This is a genomic window from Mesorhizobium mediterraneum, assembly GCF_002284565.1.
GTDB classification, from domain to species: domain Bacteria; phylum Pseudomonadota; class Alphaproteobacteria; order Rhizobiales; family Rhizobiaceae; genus Mesorhizobium; species Mesorhizobium mediterraneum.
Window position 1 is genome coordinate 312,893 of sequence record NZ_NPKI01000032.1, and the last position, 16,952, is coordinate 329,844.

Sequence of the window (16,952 nt, forward strand, 5' to 3'; positions counted from 1 at the left end):
TATTGCGGAGGGCGAGCTTTGACCAGTCCTCATCGGAAAGCCCACAACGGGGCTACGACAACGGCTGTGACTCGCTACTATTGCGAGCCATGTTATCCTATTGGCTTCAGCCGTTCGATGAAGCGCCCCTTGCGGATATGCCGTTCGCGGATCGCCTGCAACCGGCGGGCGAAGTCGCCAATCGTCCCCCGCTCCTCGGCAATCGCCTTGAGGTCGAGCAGAAGACCGGCGGCCGTATCGTAGCCGGAAGCGTTGCGGCGCTCGATTTCGGTCTCCACCTCGCGCCACACGGTTTCGCCGCGCTGCATGATCGCATCGAGCCGGGCGCGGCGGGCGCGTAACTCTTCCGCCTCCCGCCGTTTCCTTTCGGCCTCCCGCCGCTCGCTTTGCTCGCGCTCGCGAGCCTCACGGATCGCATCGGCATGGGCGCGCAATTCGCCAGCCGAGCGCGGAGCGACGGCGGGTCGAGCCGCCGAGGTCTGCAACGCCTGGCGATCCCGAACGAGCGGCCGAAGCTCACTCGCCACATGCGAATCGCCCTCGGCCAGTCGAGCAAGCAGCATCGTTTTTTCACGATCAGGCAAATCGGCAAGGGAACGACGGATGACATCCGATGACAATGGGTCCTCCGCCGTCGTGCCGGCGGGACGTTCGGCTGCCGCCTCGACGAGATCGGCATCGAGACGGAAGAACCGCGCGAAAGCGTCGAGCGCGCCAGTCATCGGGCCGATCCCCGGCAACGGTTCCGCCTCGTCCGGCTCGATAGAACCGGCCTCGACCGCCATCAGCCACACCAGATAGAAAAGCCTCAGGTCGCCGCCAAGCACATCCGCACGCAGCGGCGCGAGCGCCTCGAGCCAGTCCGATTCGTCGTCCCAATAGTCCTCGGGCTCCAGTTCCTCGCACAGGATGTCGACGATCAGATTTTCACCCGATGTCGTGACATCGACGCAATCGACCGAGTGGAGAAATCCGTCGAGACGCCGCCGATCGACCAGCCGCTTCGGCAGACGAACCATCAGGCGGTACGTGCCCCAATTGGCCAGATAGAGATGGAGATCGAACCAGCGCTCCATCAACTCGACCGGGTCGCCTTTGAAGTCGCCCCACTCATAGGAATTCGTGAAGCTCGTGGCGGTGATCCGCGCTCGTGTCGACAAATCGCGCAAGACCCGGCGATCCGCTTCGCTGAGCGGACGGTCGACCGTCCGAAACTCGTAATATTGGTATTCGCTCATGACCGCGTTCGCTTGGTTCTGTAATGGCCGACGCCGACACCGCCAGCAGGCCGGCGATAGTGATTCAGACCGGATGCAGAATACCGTCCGTTTCGAGAATGCGAAGCGCCTCGATGAGCGTCTTGCCGGCGTAAAGCCGCCACCATTTGCCCGTGTGCCGCATCCAGTAGATATCGAATTGATCTGGCCCCACGCGATCGATTCTGGCGAAAGCCGCGTCGAACTCCTCGCCGCGATTGTGTTCCATGCCCGACCGGTAGCGCTGGATGAAGCGGTATCGACCAGCTGCCCAGGAGCCGCGGATATCAATCACGTAATTCCATTCGGTCGGTCGGATCTCGGGCAGGAACCGAGGTTTCAGGACGTCACGGATGAACGTCTCGCAGGTCGCTACGATCGCTTGTTTTTCCCGCTCGTCGGCCACGGCCAGCCTTCCGGCACGCGGCGCGATGACCCATTGTTTCCTCTTGGCCACGGCCTTGATCCACCCTTGCGTTGCTGATTTATCTCATACGCGGGTAGCGATATTCTGCCGATTCACGCGAGAGCAGCAACCATGAAACCGGACCAGCGGGCAAGGAAATGGATCGCCAAGAAGGCCAAGCTGGGCGTGCGCAGTTATCCGGTCGGCACCATCGCCTTCTATGGCCCCGATGGCCTCCGCGCCACGAAGGTGGCGGTGGGTATCGTCCCCGCCCCTCAATCCGAGGCGACGATCCTGCGTCGCTGGTTTGACGAAACCAGCGACGTACGGAGGAACGATACGGTCTTCGCCGAGATCGCCGCGCTCTTGCGCGGGCATGGGGTGCATTCCGTAGCGATGGTGGACGGAATTCTCGGCTGTCCGCACGAGGAAGGAATCGAGTACCCGGAAGGCGGCACTTGCCCGAACTGCCCGTACTGGGCAGGGCGAGATCGTTGGACAGGCGAGCTCGGTAGGAACTGATGCCCGACAGGTGGTTTCGTGGGCTATGGCGCCGATGCAGGACTCTTCATCCCGCGCGGTCCATCGTCAGCGTAATGGATAACCTCAGCCCGATGCCCCGGATTGGTGCGCGGCGATCGCGCTCAGAAAAATCTGACCGAATTCCCTAAGCTTCGCGGCGCCGACACCGTTGACTGCGGCGAAGGCGTCGAGGTCGCGCGGGCAGCGTTCGGCCATGTCGATCAGTGTGCGATCGGAGAAGATCACGAAGGCCGGCACCTGGCGCTCCCGGGCAAGACGCAGCCGCACCGCCTTGAGCGTGGCCAACAGCGCGGAATCCAGCCCTTCCGTGCCCGCGGCAGCATCGGGACGTGTCTTGCCACGCAGAGCGCGGCTCCGCACCTCTACGCGATACCGGAACGGGACATCGCCACGGGCCAGCTCACGGCCCTTTTCGGCGATGGCGAGGCCGCCATGGCCGCCTGAGTCCAATGTCAGAAACCCTCCCGCGACAAGCTGGCGGACCAGCGACAGCCACACATCCTTCTTGTGCGCCACACCGGTCCCGAAGCTGGCAAGCCTGTGGTGGTTCCTGGCCAGGACCTTCTCGGTTTCGTGGCCGATCAAAACATCGGCGACATGGGCAGCACCAAAGCGCTCGCCGGTCTGGGCGATGGCCGCGAGGATGATCCGTGCCTCCGCCTCGCCATCCGCATGCGGCGTCTGGTCAAGGCAATTGTCGCAATTGCCGCAAGGCACTGCTGTTTCGCCGAAGTAGCCAAGCAGGATCTGGCGGCGACACTGCGCCGTCTCGCAATAACCGATCAGCGTGTCGAGGCGGCCATGCGCGCGTCTTTTATGCTCCGCCGGCGCATCCTCGTCTTCGATGAAAAGCCGGCGCATGCGGATATCGCCGAGACCGAAGAGCATATGTGCCTCGGCAGCCCGCCCGTCGCGGCCCGCGCGCCCAATTTCCTGATAATAGGCTTCGAGGCTGCCCGGCAGATCGGTATGGAAGACATAGGCGACGTCAGGCTTGTCGATGCCCATGCCGAAGGCGATGGTCGCCACCATCACGACGCCGGACAAGGTCATGAAAGCGTTTTGATTTGCTTCACGCGCGTCCTTGCTCATGCCGGCATGATAGGCCAGGGCACGCACGCCGTTCTTCTCGAGGAACGCCGCCATCTCCTCGGTCTTCTTGCGCGACAGGCAATAGACGATCCCGCTGCGGCCGGCATGACGCTCTACGAAGCTCAGCAATTGGCGCTTGCTGTCCTGCTTGGCCTCGATGCCAAGCTTGATGTTCGGCCGGTCGAACCCCAGCACCAGGCTTTCGACACGCCCGGCGAACAGCTGCGCGGCGATGTCGGTGCGCGTCGCCTCGTCCGCCGTCGCCGTCAGCGCAATGATCGGCACGCCAGGGAAAATGTCGCGCAGCCGCGACAACTCTTCATATTCGCGCCGGAACGCCGGGCCCCACTGGGAGATGCAATGCGCCTCGTCGACGGCGATCAGCCGGATATCGAGCCTGGCGAGCGCCTCGAGCATCCGCGCGGTCATGAGCCGTTCCGGCGCAAGATAGAGCAGGCGCGTCTGGCCCGCCGCAACGCGGCGCCATGCGGCGACATTGGCATCGCGGTCAAGCGAGGAATTGATCGTATCGGCGGCCACGCCGGCAAGACGCAATGCGGCGACCTGGTCCTGCATCAGCGCCACCAGGGGCGAAACGACAATGGTGAGCCCGCCCAGGACCAGCGCCGGGACCTGGTAGCAGAGCGATTTGCCAGCGCCGGTCGGCATCACAGCCAGCACATGACGCCCGGCCAGCAGCGCCTCCGTCACAGCGTCCTGGCCGGGACGAAAATCGTCGAAGCCGAACACGTCCTTCAGGACGCGCCGCTTGGGATCCTCCGCCGGGACGCTCGCCGTCGATACCTGCATCAGGGAATTTCTACAATCGGCGCCGCCTGAAAAGGCAAGGTGGGAACGGTCAGGAGCAGCGGCGACGTGACCTGCCGAAGCTCCCCGACGAATCTCCAGGTGACTGCCTTGACCGCGGTTTCGAACACTTGATCCCCCTTCAAGCCCTGTCTCCGTCGGCGCCAACTGAAAGAATATCTCCCTCATTGGCGGATATGGGATCGTGATTCCAGCCCCTATTCGCTTTGGCTGTGAATATCGCGTTGGCTCTGGCCGGTTAATCCTATCTTCATCATAATTCGGCAGGTTCAGGTTCTGCGGTGATGTTTTGAGTACCGCGGCGCCACAAGCGCCCAGGCAACACGCCCGCGTCTCTCCGGAGGCGCGGGCTTTTCGTTTGCGGGGTATGCTGGAAGCGCCTGCCCCCTCGGCCGGACACACGCCGCGATGACCTGCCTTCGCGCGGCTTCAGTCGATAAAATCGGCGCGGTGCGGCGTAAAGCTGTCGACCAGGCGCCCGGCCTCGAGCGCCCTGACGCCATGAACCAGGTTGGAAGGGACAATGAAGCTGCTTCCCGTCTCCAGGATCTCGGTCCTGCCGTCGATGGTGACCTCGAAGCGGCCTTCGGCGACGTAGCTCGCCTGGACATGCGGGTGCGAATGCAGCGCGCCGACACCGTCCTTGTCGAACCCGAACTCGACCATCATCAGTTCGTCCGTGTGCAGCAGCACACGCCTGCGATTGCCGTCCGGCGTCGGCGTCCATGCGCCCTCGCCGGCGTGCGAGAAGATCTTCGTTCCGGTCATCGCCAAATCCTCCTCATCGCGCCAGCCAGCCGCCGTCCACCGGCACCACCGCGCCATGCATATAGTTGGACGCCGGCGCCAGCAGGAAGACAGCCGCGTCGCCGATGTCTTCCGGACCGCCCCAGCGCCCGGCCGGAATGCGCGCCAGAATGGCGGCGCTGCGGTCTGGATCGGCACGCAGCGCCTCGGTGTTGTTGGTTTCGATATAGCCGGGCGCAATGCCGTTGACGTTGATGCCTTTCGACGCCCATTCGCAGGCGAGCAATCGGGTGATGCCGAGCACGCCGTGTTTCGAGGCGGTATAGGAGGCGACGCGGATGCCGCCCTGAAAGCTGAGCATCGACGCGATGTTGACGATCTTGCCGCGCCGCCCCGGATCGGCAAGCACGCGCCGGGCAAAGCTCTGGCCGAGAAAAAAGACCGTCTTCAGATTGACGTCCGTGACGTCGTCCCAATCGGCTTCCGTCAGATCGACGGCGTCGGCGCGCCGAATGATGCCGGCATTGTTGACCAGCCCATCGAGCGGCCCGGTTTCGTCCCAGACGCGATCGAGCATCGCCTGGGCGGCGGCATGATCGGCAAGATCGCAGCGTTCCGCCTCGAAGCGTCCGCCCACCGCCGCGACCTTTTCCGCCGTCTCGTCCATCGCCGAACGGCCGACGCCGACCACAGCACCACCGGCGCGCGCGATCGACAGGGCGATGCCTTGACCGATGCCGGTATTGGCGCCGGTGACAAGGATGCGCTTGCCGGCGAGGCTGAAAGCCGAGAGGTCGCTCACCGCAGCTCTTCCATCGCTACCGGATCGACATCGGTATAGTCGACATTGTCGCCGGCCATCGCCCAGATGAAGGCGTAGTTGGAGGTGCCGGCGCCCGAATGGATCGACCATCCCGGCGACAGCACCGCTTCTTCATTGCGCATGACGAGGTGGCGGGTCTCGTCCGGTTCGCCCATGAAATGGAACACGCGCGCCGCTTCCGGTAGGTCGAAATAGAGGTAGGCCTCCATGCGTCGGTCATGCACATGGCACGGCATGGTGTTCCAGACCGAGCCTGACGCAAGCTGGGTCATGCCGACGACGAGCTGGCAGGTTTTGACGCCTCCGGCATGGATGAACTGGAAGATCGAGCGCTCGTTGCAGGTCGCCTGGCTGCCGAGGTCGAGCCGCTTGGCATCGCCGATGCGGATCAGCTGGCTGGGATGGCTCTGATGCGCCGGCGCGCTGAGTAGATAGAACTTGGCCGGCTCGGCCGGATTGACTGAGGCGAACGACACCTCATTGGCGCCCATGCCGAGATACAGCATGTCGCGCGGCTGCAGCTCGTAGGATTGGCCGCTCGCCTTCACCATGCCGGCGCCGCCTATGTTGACGGCGATCATTTCGCGGCGATCGAGAAAGTTCTTGGTCCCGGTCGGCTTGATCGCCTCCAGCGGCAGCGGCGTGCCCGCGGGCATGGCGCCGCCGACGATCATGCGGTCGTAATGCGTGTAGGTCAGGCCGATGCGGCCTAACTGGAACAGGCCTTCGATCAGGAAATTGTGACGAAGCTCGTCCGTCCCCATCGCCGCGGCGGTAACAGGGTCGATGGCGAAGCGCGAGGTGAAGTCCGTGTGATTGTCAGTGTGATTCATTGCTGTCCCATTGGGCTGCCTCATTGGTCATTCGGTTGCCGCGGCCTTAACCGACTCAGCATAAAAACTTTGACGTGCGTGCAGCCGCTCACGATAGCGCTGCTGGCTAGCGGTGAGATGCGCGCGCATGGCTTCGCGCGCGGACTCGGCATCGCCTGTCGTAATGGCATTCAGGATCACCAGATGCTCGCCTTGCAGTCCCCGCTGGTAGACGTCGGATTGGGCGAGCTCGGTGGACCACGGTGACGTCACGTCGCAAGGAATGGCGCGCCGGCCGAGCACGTCGAGCATCTCGACATAGAACGGGTTGTTGGTGGCGCTGGCGATCGCGCGGTGGAAGGCAAGGTCGGCCGGACCCGTCGGCTCGCTGTTCAAGAGCAGCCTCTCGAACTCGAAGAACGCCTCCTGGATCGCCGCTTCCTGCGCGGCATTGCGACGGATAGCGGCGAGCCCGGCGGATTCGATCTCGATCGCCAGGCGCACTTCGAGCACGTTGAGCGCGATCGAATCCTTGCTGCCCATGTCCGCGGCCAGCGCGCCGAACATCGTCGATATATGCTCGGTGACGAAGACACCGGCGCCCTGGCGCGGCTCAACCAGACCGTCGGCAGCGAGCTTGGCCAGCGCTTCGCGGATGACGGTGCGGCTGACCCCGAAGGTTTCGGTCAGCTGACCCTCGGTCGGCAGCTTTTGGCTTGGCTGGATCTCGCCCGCCTGCAACTGCTTGCGGATCGCCGCGACCACGGTCTCCGACAGCTTGGGCTTGCGTTCGACCTTCAGGCTGATCGCCGTATCCGATGCCATTGCCAACCCCTATTTGAAGACGCTCGGCAGCCATAGCGAGATGGCCGGAATGTAAGTGACGAGCCCCAGCACCACGAGGCCTGCCCCATAGAATGGCCAGATCGAGCGCATCGCTTCCCAGACGGATATTTTGCCCACCGCGCACGCCACGAACTGCACCGCGCCCACCGGCGGCGTGTTCAGCCCGATGCCGAAGTTGAGGATCATGATGACGCCGAAATGCACCGGATCGACGCCGTAGGCCTGTGCCACGGGCAGGAAGATCGGCGTGCAGATGATGATCGTCGGCCCCATGTCCATGAACGTGCCGAGAAACAGCATCAAGAGGTTGAGCAGGAGAAGCACGACCAGCGGATCTTCCGAGATCGCGTTCATCGAGGCTATGAGCGCCGCCGGCACTTTCAGGAAGGCCATCAACCACGAGAACGCCGCCGCCATGCCGATGATGAGCAGCACCATGGCGGTGGTGCGCACGGCGCCATGGGTGGCATGAACGAAACCTTCCCAAGTCATCTGCCGGTAAACCAAGACAGTCACGAGCAACGCATAGATGACTGCGATGCAGGAACTCTCGGTGGCCGTGAAAATACCCGATCGCACGCCGCCGAAGATGATCGCGATCAGCAGCAGGCCGGGCACCGCGACGGCGAAGAGATGCGCGACGGCGGCGAAACCCGGAAACGGCTCGGTCGGATAGCCGCGGGAGCGCGCCACGAAATAGGCGGTGACCATCAGTGCCAGGGCCAAAAGCAGGCCCGGGATGATGCCGGCCGTGAACAGGTCGGCGATCGAGATCTTTCCGCCTGCCGAGATCGAGTAGATAATCATGTTGTGCGACGGCGGCAGGAGCAGCGCGATCAGCGCCGCCATCGACGTGACGTTGACGGCGTAGTCCGCTCCATATCCACGCGCCTTCATCTGCGGGATCATCAAGCCGCCTACCGCTGCCGCCTCCGCCACCGCGGAGCCCGAAATGCCGCCGAACAGTGTAGCGGTCGCGATGTTGACCTGCCCGAGACCGCCACGCATGTGGCCGACGAGCGAGCCGGCGAAGGCGACGATCTTGCTGGCGATGCCGCCGCGCACCATCAAGTCGCCGGCGTAGATGAAAAACGGAATGGCCAGCAGCGAAAAGACGCTCATGCCGGAATTCAGGCGCTGGAACACGATGAGCGGCGGCAGGCCCATGTAGAGGACGGTGGCAAAGCTTGCGACGCCGAGGCAGAAGGCGATCGGCGTGCCGATAAGCATCAGAACGGTGAAGACGCCGAAGAGTATCCAGAGTTCCATGGCGTCAGACCTTCACGTTCGCTGTGTCGAGTTCGGCTGCGACTTCCGCCGGCGGCAGCTCATCGAGCGCATCGTCGATCGGCGCACCGGAGAGGCGAAGCACGATCCGCTCCAGCGTGAAAAGCACGATGAGCGCGCCTCCCGCGACAAGCGGGACGTAGTCCCAGCCCCCTGATATGCCGAGCGACGGCAAGGTGGCGCCCCAGGTCAAGGCGACCAGCTGGCTGCCATACCAGATCATGCCGATGCCGAAGGCGAGCGCGACGAGGTCCGAGATCATCCTCAGCCAACGCTTGCCGCCTTTCGGCAGCACGTAGAGCAGGACGTCGAAGCCGAGGTGATAGTTCTCGCGCACGCCGACGGCGGCGCCGAGGAAAATGAACCAGCTCATCAGCATCACCGAGCCCTGCTCGGTCCAGCTCGGCGAGCGGTTCAGAACATAGCGGCCGAACACCTGCCAGGCGACGAAGGCGGTCATCAGCACCAGCCCGATGCCGGCGATCCACAGCGCCGCCGTGCTGACGCGCGACATCACGCGCGCGATGCCGGCAAGGGGCGGTCTCTGTTCTGGGCTGAAGGTCACCGGTTCTCTCCGCAAGAGGATGGCGGCGCGGAATGCCCGCGCCGCCGCTTGATCACTGCGCGGCCTTGATGGCCTCGACCATGGCCTTCAGCTTGTCGTCCTTGACGTGCTTCTCGTAGACCGGGCCCATCGCGTCGATGAAGGGCTGCTTGTCCGGCGTCGTGATCTGCGAACCGGCCGCCTCGACCTTGGCACGCGATTCCTTGACCTTGGAGGCCCACAGCCCACGCTGCTTGGCGACGCTTTCCTTGGCGGCCGCCTTGAAGATCGCCTGGTCTTCCGGCGTCAGCTTGTCCCAACTCGACTTCGCCATGACGAAGGCTTCCGGCACCATCGTGTGCTCGTCGAGCGAATAGAACTTGGCCACTTCCGCATGCTTGGCGGTATCGTAGCTCGGAAAATTGTTCTCCGCGCCGTCAATGACCCCGGTCTCGATCGCCGAATATACCTCGCCATACGGCATCGGCGTCGCGTTGGCGCCGAGTGCCGCCACCATGTCGACGAAGATGTCGGACTGGATGACGCGGAACTTCATGCCGGCCAGATCGGCTACAGAGTTGATCGGCTTCTTCGAATTGTAGAAGGAGCGCGCGCCGCCGTCATAGAAGGCAAGCAGCACCAGCCCGACCTGTTCGAACGCCGCCGCGATCTGGTCGCCGACCGCTCCGTCAATGACCTTGTGCATATGGTCTTCCGAGCGGAAGATGTAGGGCAGCGAAGGCACGGTGGTTTCGGGAATAAGCCCGTTGAACGGCGCCATCGAGACGCGGTTGAGGTCGATCACGCCGGAGCGCACCTGCTCGATCGTGTCCTTTTCCTCGCCGAGCTGCGCGGAATGATAAAGCTCGACCGTATAGCGGCCGGCCGTCCGCTCCTTCACAAGCTCGCCGAAATATTTGACCGCCTCGACCGTCGGATAGCCGTCCGGATGCGTGTCGGACGAGCGCAGAACCGTCTGGGCGCTTGCCGTTCCAGCCATCAGTGCGGCGGCAAGCAGCGTAGCTCCCGCCAGTCTAGAAAAATGCAGCATTGGTTTCCTCCCGTTTGAACGATGGCGGCAAGCGCCGTTAGAGCCGGTACGCCTTTTTCGCGAGCGTATAGGCCAGATACTGCGCCAACTCGTGCGCCTCGTCCTCGCGGAGTCGGTGCTCGGCGACGAGACGCGCAAGAAAGGCGCAATCGACCCGACGCGCCACATCGTGGCGAGCCGGGATGGATGGAAAAGCGCGGGTATCGTCGTTGAAGCCGACGGTGTTGTAGAAGCCGGCCGTCTCGGTCGTCATCTCGCGGAACCGGCGCATGCCCTCCGGGCTGTCGTGGAACCACCAGGCCGGCCCGAGTTTCAGCGCCGGGTAGACGCCGGCGAGCGGCGCCAACTCGCGCGCATAGCTGGTCTCGTCGAGCGTGAAGACGATGACGGTGAGGTCGCGCTCCAGCCCGACGCAGTCGAGCAGCGGCTTCAGCGCCGTCACATAGTCGGTTCTGGTCGGGATATCGAAGCCCTTGTCCCTGCCGAACCTCTGGAAGACGGAAGGCGAATGATTGCGCCAGGAGCCGGGATGGATTTGCAGGACAAGCCCATCGTCGCGGCTCATCTTGGCCATCTCGGTCAGCATCTGGGCACGAAACAGTTTTCGCTCGCGCTCGTCATCCGAGCCCCGGCGGATGCGGTTGAACAGCTCCTGCGCGGCGGCATCCGACAGATTGGCGGTCTCCGCCGTTGGATGGCCGTGATCCGACGCGGTCGCGCCGAAACTTTTGAAGAAGGCTCGTCTCTGGCGATGCGCATCGAGATAGCCGGCCCAGGTGCCGGTGTCGCAGCCGGTGATTTCTCCGAGCTGGTCGAGATTGGCCGAAAACCCTTCGAAATCGGGATCGACGACCGCGTCCGGCCGATAGGCGGTGACGACGCGCCCATCCCAGCCGCTGTCGCGGATCATCTGGTGCCATTTGAGATCGTCGAGCGCGCCTTCGGTCGTCGCGATGACCTCAATGTTGAAGCGCTCGAACAGCGCTCGCGGGCGAAAATTCTCCCACTGCAGCAAGGTCGCGATCATGTCGTAATGGCGGTCGGCGGTTGCGGCCGTCAGCGGCTCTTCGATGCCGAACAGATGGGCAAGCACATGGTCGAACCACAGCCGCGTCGGCGTGCCGCGGAACAGATGATAGTGCTCGGCGAAGCGCCGCCAGATCGTCCTGCCGTCGGTCTCCACCGGTGAGCCGTCGAGCGTTGGCACGCCGAGGTCCTCGAGGCGGACGCCCTGGCTGAACAGCATGCGGAAGATGTAGTGGTCCGGCACAACAAGCAATTGCGCCGGATCGGCAAACGCCTCGTTGAGCGCATACCAGCGCGGATCGGTGTGACCATGCGGGCTGACGATCGGCAGGTTCTTCACGCCGGCGTAAAGATCGCGGGCAACCGAAAGCGGACGCGTCTCCGATGGAAACAGCAAATCCGGATGCGTCAGCACGGCCACATCAATCCTCCCAATACGGCAATCGGTAGGATCGGAAAGAAGTAATGTCAACATACAAAAATCGGGTTGTTATATGATGACTTGATGGCGGTGACCCATTGTGCAGGATGGAAACGGATGTTACGCCGCTGCCAGCCACGCCTCCGGACGATCGCCGCACCATGACCAACAGACGCCTTTCCAACAGCACGCTGCAGGCATTGCCGGCTCTGGCCGCGATCCCTGGATATGATCGCGACCAGATCGTGCCAGGCATCGTCCATCTCGGCGTCGGCGCGTTCCACCGCGCTCATCAGGCAGCCTATGTCGACGACTGCCTGGCGACGGGAGAGACGGATTGGGGCATTGTCGGCGTCTCGCTGCGCAGCGCCGACACACGCGACGCGCTGGCGCCGCAGGACGGGCTCTACACGCTGGCGGTCAGAAGCAGCGACAGTGAAAGCCTGCGCGTCGTCGGCTCGATCCTGTCGATGCTGGTGGCCCCGGAAGATCCGGGCGCGGTGCTGGCCGCGCTGACCGATCCGCGCACCTCGATCGTCACGCTGACGATCACCGAGAAAGCCTATCTCAGGGCGGCGGGTGGCGGACTGGACACAGCCCATCCCGACATCGTCCACGACTTGGCGAACCCGCAAATGCCGCGAACGGCGCATGGTTTTCTGACCGAATCCCTTTCGCGCCGCCGTGCCGCCGGCATCCGGCCATTCACCGTGCTCTGCTGCGACAATCTCCCGGCCAATGGCGCCACGCTGCACAGGCTGCTGGTCGAATTCGCCGCGCTACGCGGTACCAGGCTCGCCACTTCAGGCGATGCCAGGCTCGCCACTTCAGGCGATGCCAGGCTCGCCACTTCAGGCGATGCCGATCTCGCCCGCCATATCGCCGACGAGGTGGCGTTTCCATCGAGCATGGTCGATCGCATCGTGCCGGCGACCACCGATGCCGACCGGACACGGATATCAGGCCAGCTCGGCGTCGAAGACGCGTGGCCGGTGATGACCGAGCCATTCTGCCAATGGGTGGTCGAAGACGATTTCCCGGCGGGCAGGCCGGCCTGGGAAAAGTTCGGCGTCACCATGGTCGGTGATGTCGGGCCGTTCGAGGACATGAAGCTGCGCCTGCTCAACGGCTCGCATTCGGCCATCGCCTATCTCGGCCTGCTCAGCGGATATGAGACGGTCGACCGCGCCTTTGCCGATCCGGCGATCCGGCAATTCGTCGACGGATTGTGGGCAGAGGCCATCCCGACGCTGCCGCAGGACGCCGGGCTAGACACGACCGACTACACGGCCCAACTCGCTAAGCGTTATTCGAACACCGCGCTTGCCCACCGGACGGCGCAGATCGCCAATGACGGCAGCCAGAAACTGCCGCAGCGCATCGTTGCCTCCGCCATGGAGCGGCTGAGTGCCGGTGCCCCGCCCGCGCATCTGATGCTGGTGGTGGCCGCCTGGATCGCCGCTTGCGAGGCGCGCGGCAAATCCCTGCCGGAAAACCATTTCACCGACCCGCTCGACTTGGCCCTGGCCGCACTAGGCACCCGACAGCTATCGGCTGGCGAAGCGGTGGCGGCGGTGTTCGACCTGGCCGGCTTCGCCAAGGGCGGTGCTGAGCGCCTGACGCTGATCGACTTAGCGGCCGCCCATCTCGAGCGCCTGCGACAAGGTGGTGTGGCTGCTGCTTTCGCATCGCTGGGCATTGGGAGCGAATGACTATTAGGCTGATCTGATACTGATCCGGGATCAGGGCGTAGCGGGCGATGCAGAACTTTGACGTCGGCGGGACAGCGCCCCCCTCTGTCCTGCCGGACATCTCCCCCACAAGGGGGGAGATTGGCAGCTCTGATGCCGGCGCCAGTTCAGCAACGTCGGAGATTTGCGAAAGCCGCAGTGTCGGCCAATCTCCCCACCCGTGGGGGAGATGTCCGGCAGGACAGAGGGGGGCGCGAAGGAACGCGACGGAAGCTTTATCCTGGGCCGTCCTACTCTTGGCCTATGTCGTAGCATAAATCCTCCGCTTCGCCCTGAATGACGAGGGATAGCCCAGCCTTTAGGCCGGCAGGATGGCGCTCTCAAGTGTGGTGAGCTGGCTAAGGAACTGCTCGGCCTTGGTACGGGTCTGATCGTCCTTGGCGTCGGCGGCGTNAAATCCTCCGCTTCGCCCTGAATGACGAGGGATAGCCCAGCCTTTAGGCCGGCAGGATGGCGCTCTCAAGTGTGGTGAGCTGGCTAAGGAACTGCTCGGCCTTGGTACGGGTCTGATCGTCCTTGGCGTCGGCGGCGTCTTCCCTGGCTTCCTGGATCCGGCGGGCAAGGTCGGCGCGGTCGATGTCGCCGACGGCTACCGCCGATTCTGCCAGCAACGTGCAGCCAGCCGGAACGATGTCGGCAAAGCCGCCGAACACGACGTAGCGTTCTTCGTTGCCGGCGGCGGTCTTCACCGTGACGACACCCGGCTTGATCGTGGTCATGACCGGCGCGTGATGCGCCATGACAGTCATTTCGCCTTCGGCGCCCGGAATGACGACGGATTCGACCTGCTCGGAAACCAGCAGGCGCTCCGGCGAGACCAGTTCGAATTTGAAAGCTTCAGCCATGTCAATTTAGTGAGTAGGGAATAGTGAGTAGGGAGTAGGGAGAGGACAATTGTCCCGATCACCCGGCTGCTATTCACTACTGACTACTGACTACTCCCTATTGCCTTGATTACGCCGCTTCAGCCGCCAGGCGCTGAGCCTTCTCGACCGCTTCCTCGATGCCGCCGACCATGTAGAAGGCGGCCTCCGGCAGATGGTCGTAGTCGCCGTTGCAGAGGCCCTTGAAGCCCTTGATGGTGTCGGCGAGATCGACCAGCTTGCCCGGCGCGCCGGTGAACACTTCGGCGACGAAGAAGGGCTGCGACAGGAAGCGCTCGATCTTGCGGGCGCGGGCGACCGTCTGCTTGTCCTCTTCCGACAGCTCGTCCATGCCCAGGATGGCGATGATGTCCTGCAGCGACTTGTAGCGCTGAAGGATCGACTGCACCTGACGGGCCACCTGGTAGTGCTCTTCGCCGACGACCATCGGGTCGAGCATGCGCGAGGTCGAATCGAGCGGATCGACGGCCGGATAGATGCCCTTTTCCGAGATCGCGCGGTTGAGCACGGTCGTCGCGTCGAGGTGGGCGAAAGAGGTCGCCGGCGCCGGGTCGGTCAGATCGTCGGCCGGCACGTAGATCGCCTGCACGGAGGTGATCGAGCCCTTGGTCGTCGTCGTGATGCGTTCCTGCAGCGCGCCCATGTCGGTGGCCAGCGTCGGCTGGTAGCCCACGGCCGAAGGAATACGTCCGAGCAGCGCCGACACTTCCGAACCCGCTTGCGTGAAGCGGAAGATGTTGTCGACAAAGAACAGCACGTCCTGGCCCTGGTCGCGGAAATATTCGGCGACCGTCAGACCGGTCAGACCGACGCGGGCGCGCGCGCCCGGCGGCTCGTTCATCTGGCCATAGACGAGCGCCGCTTTTGAGCCTTCGCCGCCGCCCTTCTTGTTGACGCCGGACTCGATGAACTCATGGTAGAGGTCGTTTCCTTCGCGGGTGCGCTCACCGACGCCGGCGAACACCGAGAAGCCGCCATGCGCCTTGGCGACGTTGTTGATCAGTTCCTGGATCAGCACCGTCTTGCCAACGCCGGCGCCGCCGAACAGGCCGATCTTGCCGCCGCGGGCATAAGGCGCAAGCAGGTCGAGAACCTTGATGCCGGTGACCAGGATCTGCGCTTCCGTCGACTGCTCGACATAGGTCGGGGCCGGCTGGTGGATGGAGCGCATCTCGATGCCGTCGACCGGGCCTGCCTCGTCGACCGGCTCGCCGATGACGTTGATGATGCGGCCGAGCATGCCCGGGCCGACCGGCACGGTGATCGGCGCGCCTGTGTCATAGACGTCCTGGCCGCGAACCAGACCTTCAGTCGAGTCCATGGCGATGCAGCGCACGGTGTTCTCGCCGAGATGCTGGGCCACCTCGAGCACGAGGCGATTGCCGACATTGGACGTTTCCAGCGCGTTCAGGATCGCCGGCAGATGTTCGCCGAACTGCACGTCGACAACGGCGCCGATGACCTGGCGAACCTTGCCGGCCAAGCCAGTCTTCTTGATGGCGACGGTCGGCGCCTTCGCCGCAACAGCCTTGGCGGGCGCGGCCGCCTTCTTGGCCGGAGCCGCCTTTGCTGCCGCTGCCGGAGCCTTTGCCGGTGCTGCCGCCTTCGCGGCGGTCTTCGGGGCCGCCTTCTGGGGGGTCGCTGCTTTCGCCATCGTCTTTACCCTTTTCGTCTCTTTGTTTCTCACGCGATCCGCTTGAAGGTCACAGACCTTCGTGGGAGCACGCCTAGAGCGCCTCGGCGCCCGAAATGATTTCGATCAATTCCTTGGTGATCTGCGCCTGCCGCTGGCGGTTGTAGGTGATCGACAATTTGTTGATCATGTCGCCGGCGTTGCGTGTCGCATTATCCATGGCGCTCATCTTGGCACCCATCTCGCCGGCCGCATTTTCGAGCAGCGCACGGAAAACCTGCACGGAGATGTTGCGCGGGATGAGGTCGGAGAGGATTTCGCCCGGCTCCGGCTCGTATTCATAGACGGCATTGCCGCCGTCCGTCGTCTCGGCGGCAGCCGAAGCCACACCTGCCGGGATGATCTGCTGGGTCGTCGGGACTTGGCTGATCACCGACTTGAACTGCGAATAGAACAGCGTGCAGATGTCGAAGCCGCCCTCGTTGAAGAGCTGGATGACTTTCTTGGCAATGGCATCGGCATTGACGAAGCCGAGCGTCTTCACTTCGCGCAGGTCTACGCGCTCGATGATCAGCTCCGCGTAGTCGCGGCGCAGGATGTCGAACCCTTTTTTGCCGACGCAGATGATCTTGACCTTTTTGCCGTTGGCCAGAAGCTTGCGGATGTGGTCGCGGGCGAAGCGTGCGATCTGCGAATTGAAGCCGCCGCACAGACCACGCTCGGCAGTGCAGACGACGAGCAGATGCACGTCGTCCTTGCCGGTGCCGGTCATCAGCGCCGGGGCCTCGCCGCCGCCGCCGATCGCCTGGGTGATGTTGGCCAGCACTGCGCCCATGCGCTCCGAATAGGGGCGCGCGGCCTCCGCCGCCTCTTGCGCGCGGCGCAGCTTCGCCGCGGCGACCATCTGCATCGCCTTGGTGATCTTCTGCGTCGCCTTGACCGAGGCGATACGGTTACGAAGGTCTTTTAATGAAGGCATGCTTCAAACCTGATCCCGTCCGT

The 16,952-nt window shown here is 63.7% G+C and carries 17 protein-coding genes and 1 pseudogene; 2 read left to right on the top strand and 16 right to left on the bottom strand.

What is annotated here, in order from left to right:
• Positions 1-92: 92 nt before the first annotated feature.
• Together CIT25_RS25355 and CIT25_RS25360 are read right to left on the bottom strand one after the other, a co-directional pair.
• A complete protein-coding gene (locus tag CIT25_RS25355; RefSeq protein ID WP_095487540.1) occupies positions 93-1,238 on the bottom strand; it encodes a hypothetical protein in 1,146 nt (381 codons plus the stop codon).
• Between the two features lie 64 nt (positions 1,239-1,302).
• Complete coding sequence (locus tag CIT25_RS25360; RefSeq protein WP_095487541.1) at positions 1,303-1,713, bottom strand: DUF3024 domain-containing protein; 411 nt, start codon at positions 1,711-1,713, stop codon at positions 1,303-1,305.
• Between the two features lie 81 nt (positions 1,714-1,794).
• Between CIT25_RS25360 and CIT25_RS25365 the strand changes: the two genes are divergently transcribed.
• A complete protein-coding gene (locus CIT25_RS25365; protein WP_095487543.1) occupies positions 1,795-2,184 on the top strand; it encodes a hypothetical protein in 390 nt (129 codons plus the stop codon).
• A gap of 84 nt (positions 2,185-2,268) precedes the next feature.
• Here the strand turns inward: CIT25_RS25365 and recQ are convergent, their stop codons facing one another.
• The 10 genes from recQ to uxaC form a co-directional block, all read right to left on the bottom strand.
• A complete protein-coding gene (gene recQ / locus CIT25_RS25370) occupies positions 2,269-4,107 on the bottom strand; it encodes a DNA helicase RecQ (RefSeq protein WP_095487545.1) in 1,839 nt (612 codons plus the stop codon).
• Positions 4,107-4,250 (bottom strand): hypothetical protein, encoded by a 144-nt coding sequence (locus CIT25_RS36485; RefSeq protein ID WP_158302646.1) that lies wholly within the window; start codon positions 4,248-4,250, stop codon positions 4,107-4,109. The genes recQ and CIT25_RS36485 overlap by 1 nt, the downstream gene beginning before the upstream one ends.
• 304 nt (positions 4,251-4,554) lie before the next feature.
• The gene (locus tag CIT25_RS25375; RefSeq protein WP_095487715.1) at positions 4,555-4,893 is read right to left on the bottom strand and encodes a cupin domain-containing protein; all 339 of its coding nucleotides are present in this window, start codon (positions 4,891-4,893) and stop codon (positions 4,555-4,557) included.
• Positions 4,894-4,906: 13 nt separating this feature from the next.
• On the bottom strand, positions 4,907-5,674 hold the full coding sequence (kduD, locus tag CIT25_RS25380; protein WP_095487547.1) for a 2-dehydro-3-deoxy-D-gluconate 5-dehydrogenase KduD: 768 nt from the start codon (positions 5,672-5,674) through the stop codon (positions 4,907-4,909).
• A complete protein-coding gene (gene kduI, locus CIT25_RS25385) occupies positions 5,671-6,528 on the bottom strand; it encodes a 5-dehydro-4-deoxy-D-glucuronate isomerase (RefSeq protein WP_095487549.1) in 858 nt (285 codons plus the stop codon). Before kduI ends, kduD begins: the two co-directional genes overlap by 4 nt.
• Before the next feature lie 27 nt (positions 6,529-6,555).
• The gene (locus CIT25_RS25390; protein ID WP_095487550.1) at positions 6,556-7,332 is read right to left on the bottom strand and encodes a FadR/GntR family transcriptional regulator; all 777 of its coding nucleotides are present in this window, start codon (positions 7,330-7,332) and stop codon (positions 6,556-6,558) included.
• Between the two features lie 9 nt (positions 7,333-7,341).
• A complete protein-coding gene (locus CIT25_RS25395) occupies positions 7,342-8,622 on the bottom strand; it encodes a TRAP transporter large permease (protein ID WP_095487552.1) in 1,281 nt (426 codons plus the stop codon).
• Between the two features lie 4 nt (positions 8,623-8,626).
• Positions 8,627-9,154: a TRAP transporter small permease gene (locus tag CIT25_RS25400; protein ID WP_091600171.1), complete on the bottom strand. Its 528-nt coding sequence runs from the start codon at positions 9,152-9,154 to the stop codon at positions 8,627-8,629.
• A 103-nt stretch (positions 9,155-9,257) separates the two neighbouring features.
• Entirely contained in the window at positions 9,258-10,235 is a 978-nt protein-coding gene (locus tag CIT25_RS25405; protein WP_095487554.1) for a TRAP transporter substrate-binding protein, read from the bottom strand.
• Between the two features lie 37 nt (positions 10,236-10,272).
• Positions 10,273-11,682 (bottom strand): glucuronate isomerase, encoded by a 1,410-nt coding sequence (uxaC, locus tag CIT25_RS25410; RefSeq protein ID WP_095487556.1) that lies wholly within the window; start codon positions 11,680-11,682, stop codon positions 10,273-10,275.
• Positions 11,683-11,843: 161 nt separating this feature from the next.
• Here uxaC and CIT25_RS25415 point away from each other — a divergent pair, with 161 nt between their 5' ends.
• Positions 11,844-13,394 carry a mannitol dehydrogenase family protein gene (locus CIT25_RS25415; RefSeq protein WP_164547087.1) on the top strand — a complete coding sequence of 517 codons (1,551 nt, stop codon included), beginning with the start codon at positions 11,844-11,846 and terminating at the stop codon, positions 13,392-13,394.
• Between the two features lie 337 nt (positions 13,395-13,731).
• Here the strand turns inward: CIT25_RS25415 and CIT25_RS25425 are convergent.
• From CIT25_RS25425 to CIT25_RS25440, 4 genes and pseudogenes are all read right to left on the bottom strand, one after another.
• Positions 13,732-13,826, bottom strand: a pseudogene (locus tag CIT25_RS25425) (F0F1 ATP synthase subunit epsilon); the annotation flags it as partial.
• A gap of 44 nt (positions 13,827-13,870) precedes the next feature.
• Entirely contained in the window at positions 13,871-14,278 is a 408-nt protein-coding gene (locus CIT25_RS25430) for a F0F1 ATP synthase subunit epsilon (protein WP_095487560.1), read from the bottom strand.
• A 109-nt stretch (positions 14,279-14,387) separates the two neighbouring features.
• On the bottom strand, positions 14,388-15,971 hold the full coding sequence (gene atpD, locus CIT25_RS25435) for a F0F1 ATP synthase subunit beta (RefSeq protein WP_164897789.1): 1,584 nt from the start codon (positions 15,969-15,971) through the stop codon (positions 14,388-14,390).
• 73 nt (positions 15,972-16,044) lie between these two features.
• Entirely contained in the window at positions 16,045-16,929 is an 885-nt protein-coding gene (locus tag CIT25_RS25440) for a F0F1 ATP synthase subunit gamma (RefSeq protein ID WP_095487562.1), read from the bottom strand.
• Positions 16,930-16,952: the final 23 nt, after the last annotated feature.

What these genes read in the sequence shown, in the direction of transcription:
- CIT25_RS25430 (WP_095487560.1), bottom strand. Translation starts at nt 14,278, where the DNA reads ATGGCTGAAGCTTTCAAATTCGAACTGGTCTCGCCGGAGCGCCTGCTG.
- atpD (WP_164897789.1), bottom strand. Translation starts at nt 15,971, where the DNA reads ATGGCGAAAGCAGCGACCCCCCAGAAGGCGGCCCCGAAGACCGCCGCG.
- CIT25_RS25365 (WP_095487543.1), top strand. Translation starts at nt 1,795, where the DNA reads ATGAAACCGGACCAGCGGGCAAGGAAATGGATCGCCAAGAAGGCCAAG.
- CIT25_RS25440 (WP_095487562.1), bottom strand. Translation starts at nt 16,929, where the DNA reads ATGCCTTCATTAAAAGACCTTCGTAACCGTATCGCCTCGGTCAAGGCG.
- CIT25_RS25415 (WP_164547087.1), top strand. Translation starts at nt 11,844, where the DNA reads ATGACCAACAGACGCCTTTCCAACAGCACGCTGCAGGCATTGCCGGCT.
- CIT25_RS25355 (WP_095487540.1), bottom strand. Translation starts at nt 1,238, where the DNA reads ATGAGCGAATACCAATATTACGAGTTTCGGACGGTCGACCGTCCGCTC.
- kduI (WP_095487549.1), bottom strand. Translation starts at nt 6,528, where the DNA reads ATGAATCACACTGACAATCACACGGACTTCACCTCGCGCTTCGCCATC.
- CIT25_RS25390 (WP_095487550.1), bottom strand. Translation starts at nt 7,332, where the DNA reads ATGGCATCGGATACGGCGATCAGCCTGAAGGTCGAACGCAAGCCCAAG.
- CIT25_RS25400 (WP_091600171.1), bottom strand. Translation starts at nt 9,154, where the DNA reads ATGTCGCGCGTCAGCACGGCGGCGCTGTGGATCGCCGGCATCGGGCTG.
- CIT25_RS25405 (WP_095487554.1), bottom strand. Translation starts at nt 10,235, where the DNA reads ATGCTGCATTTTTCTAGACTGGCGGGAGCTACGCTGCTTGCCGCCGCA.
- CIT25_RS25375 (WP_095487715.1), bottom strand. Translation starts at nt 4,893, where the DNA reads ATGACCGGAACGAAGATCTTCTCGCACGCCGGCGAGGGCGCATGGACG.
- recQ (WP_095487545.1), bottom strand. Translation starts at nt 4,107, where the DNA reads ATGCAGGTATCGACGGCGAGCGTCCCGGCGGAGGATCCCAAGCGGCGC.
- CIT25_RS25395 (WP_095487552.1), bottom strand. Translation starts at nt 8,622, where the DNA reads ATGGAACTCTGGATACTCTTCGGCGTCTTCACCGTTCTGATGCTTATC.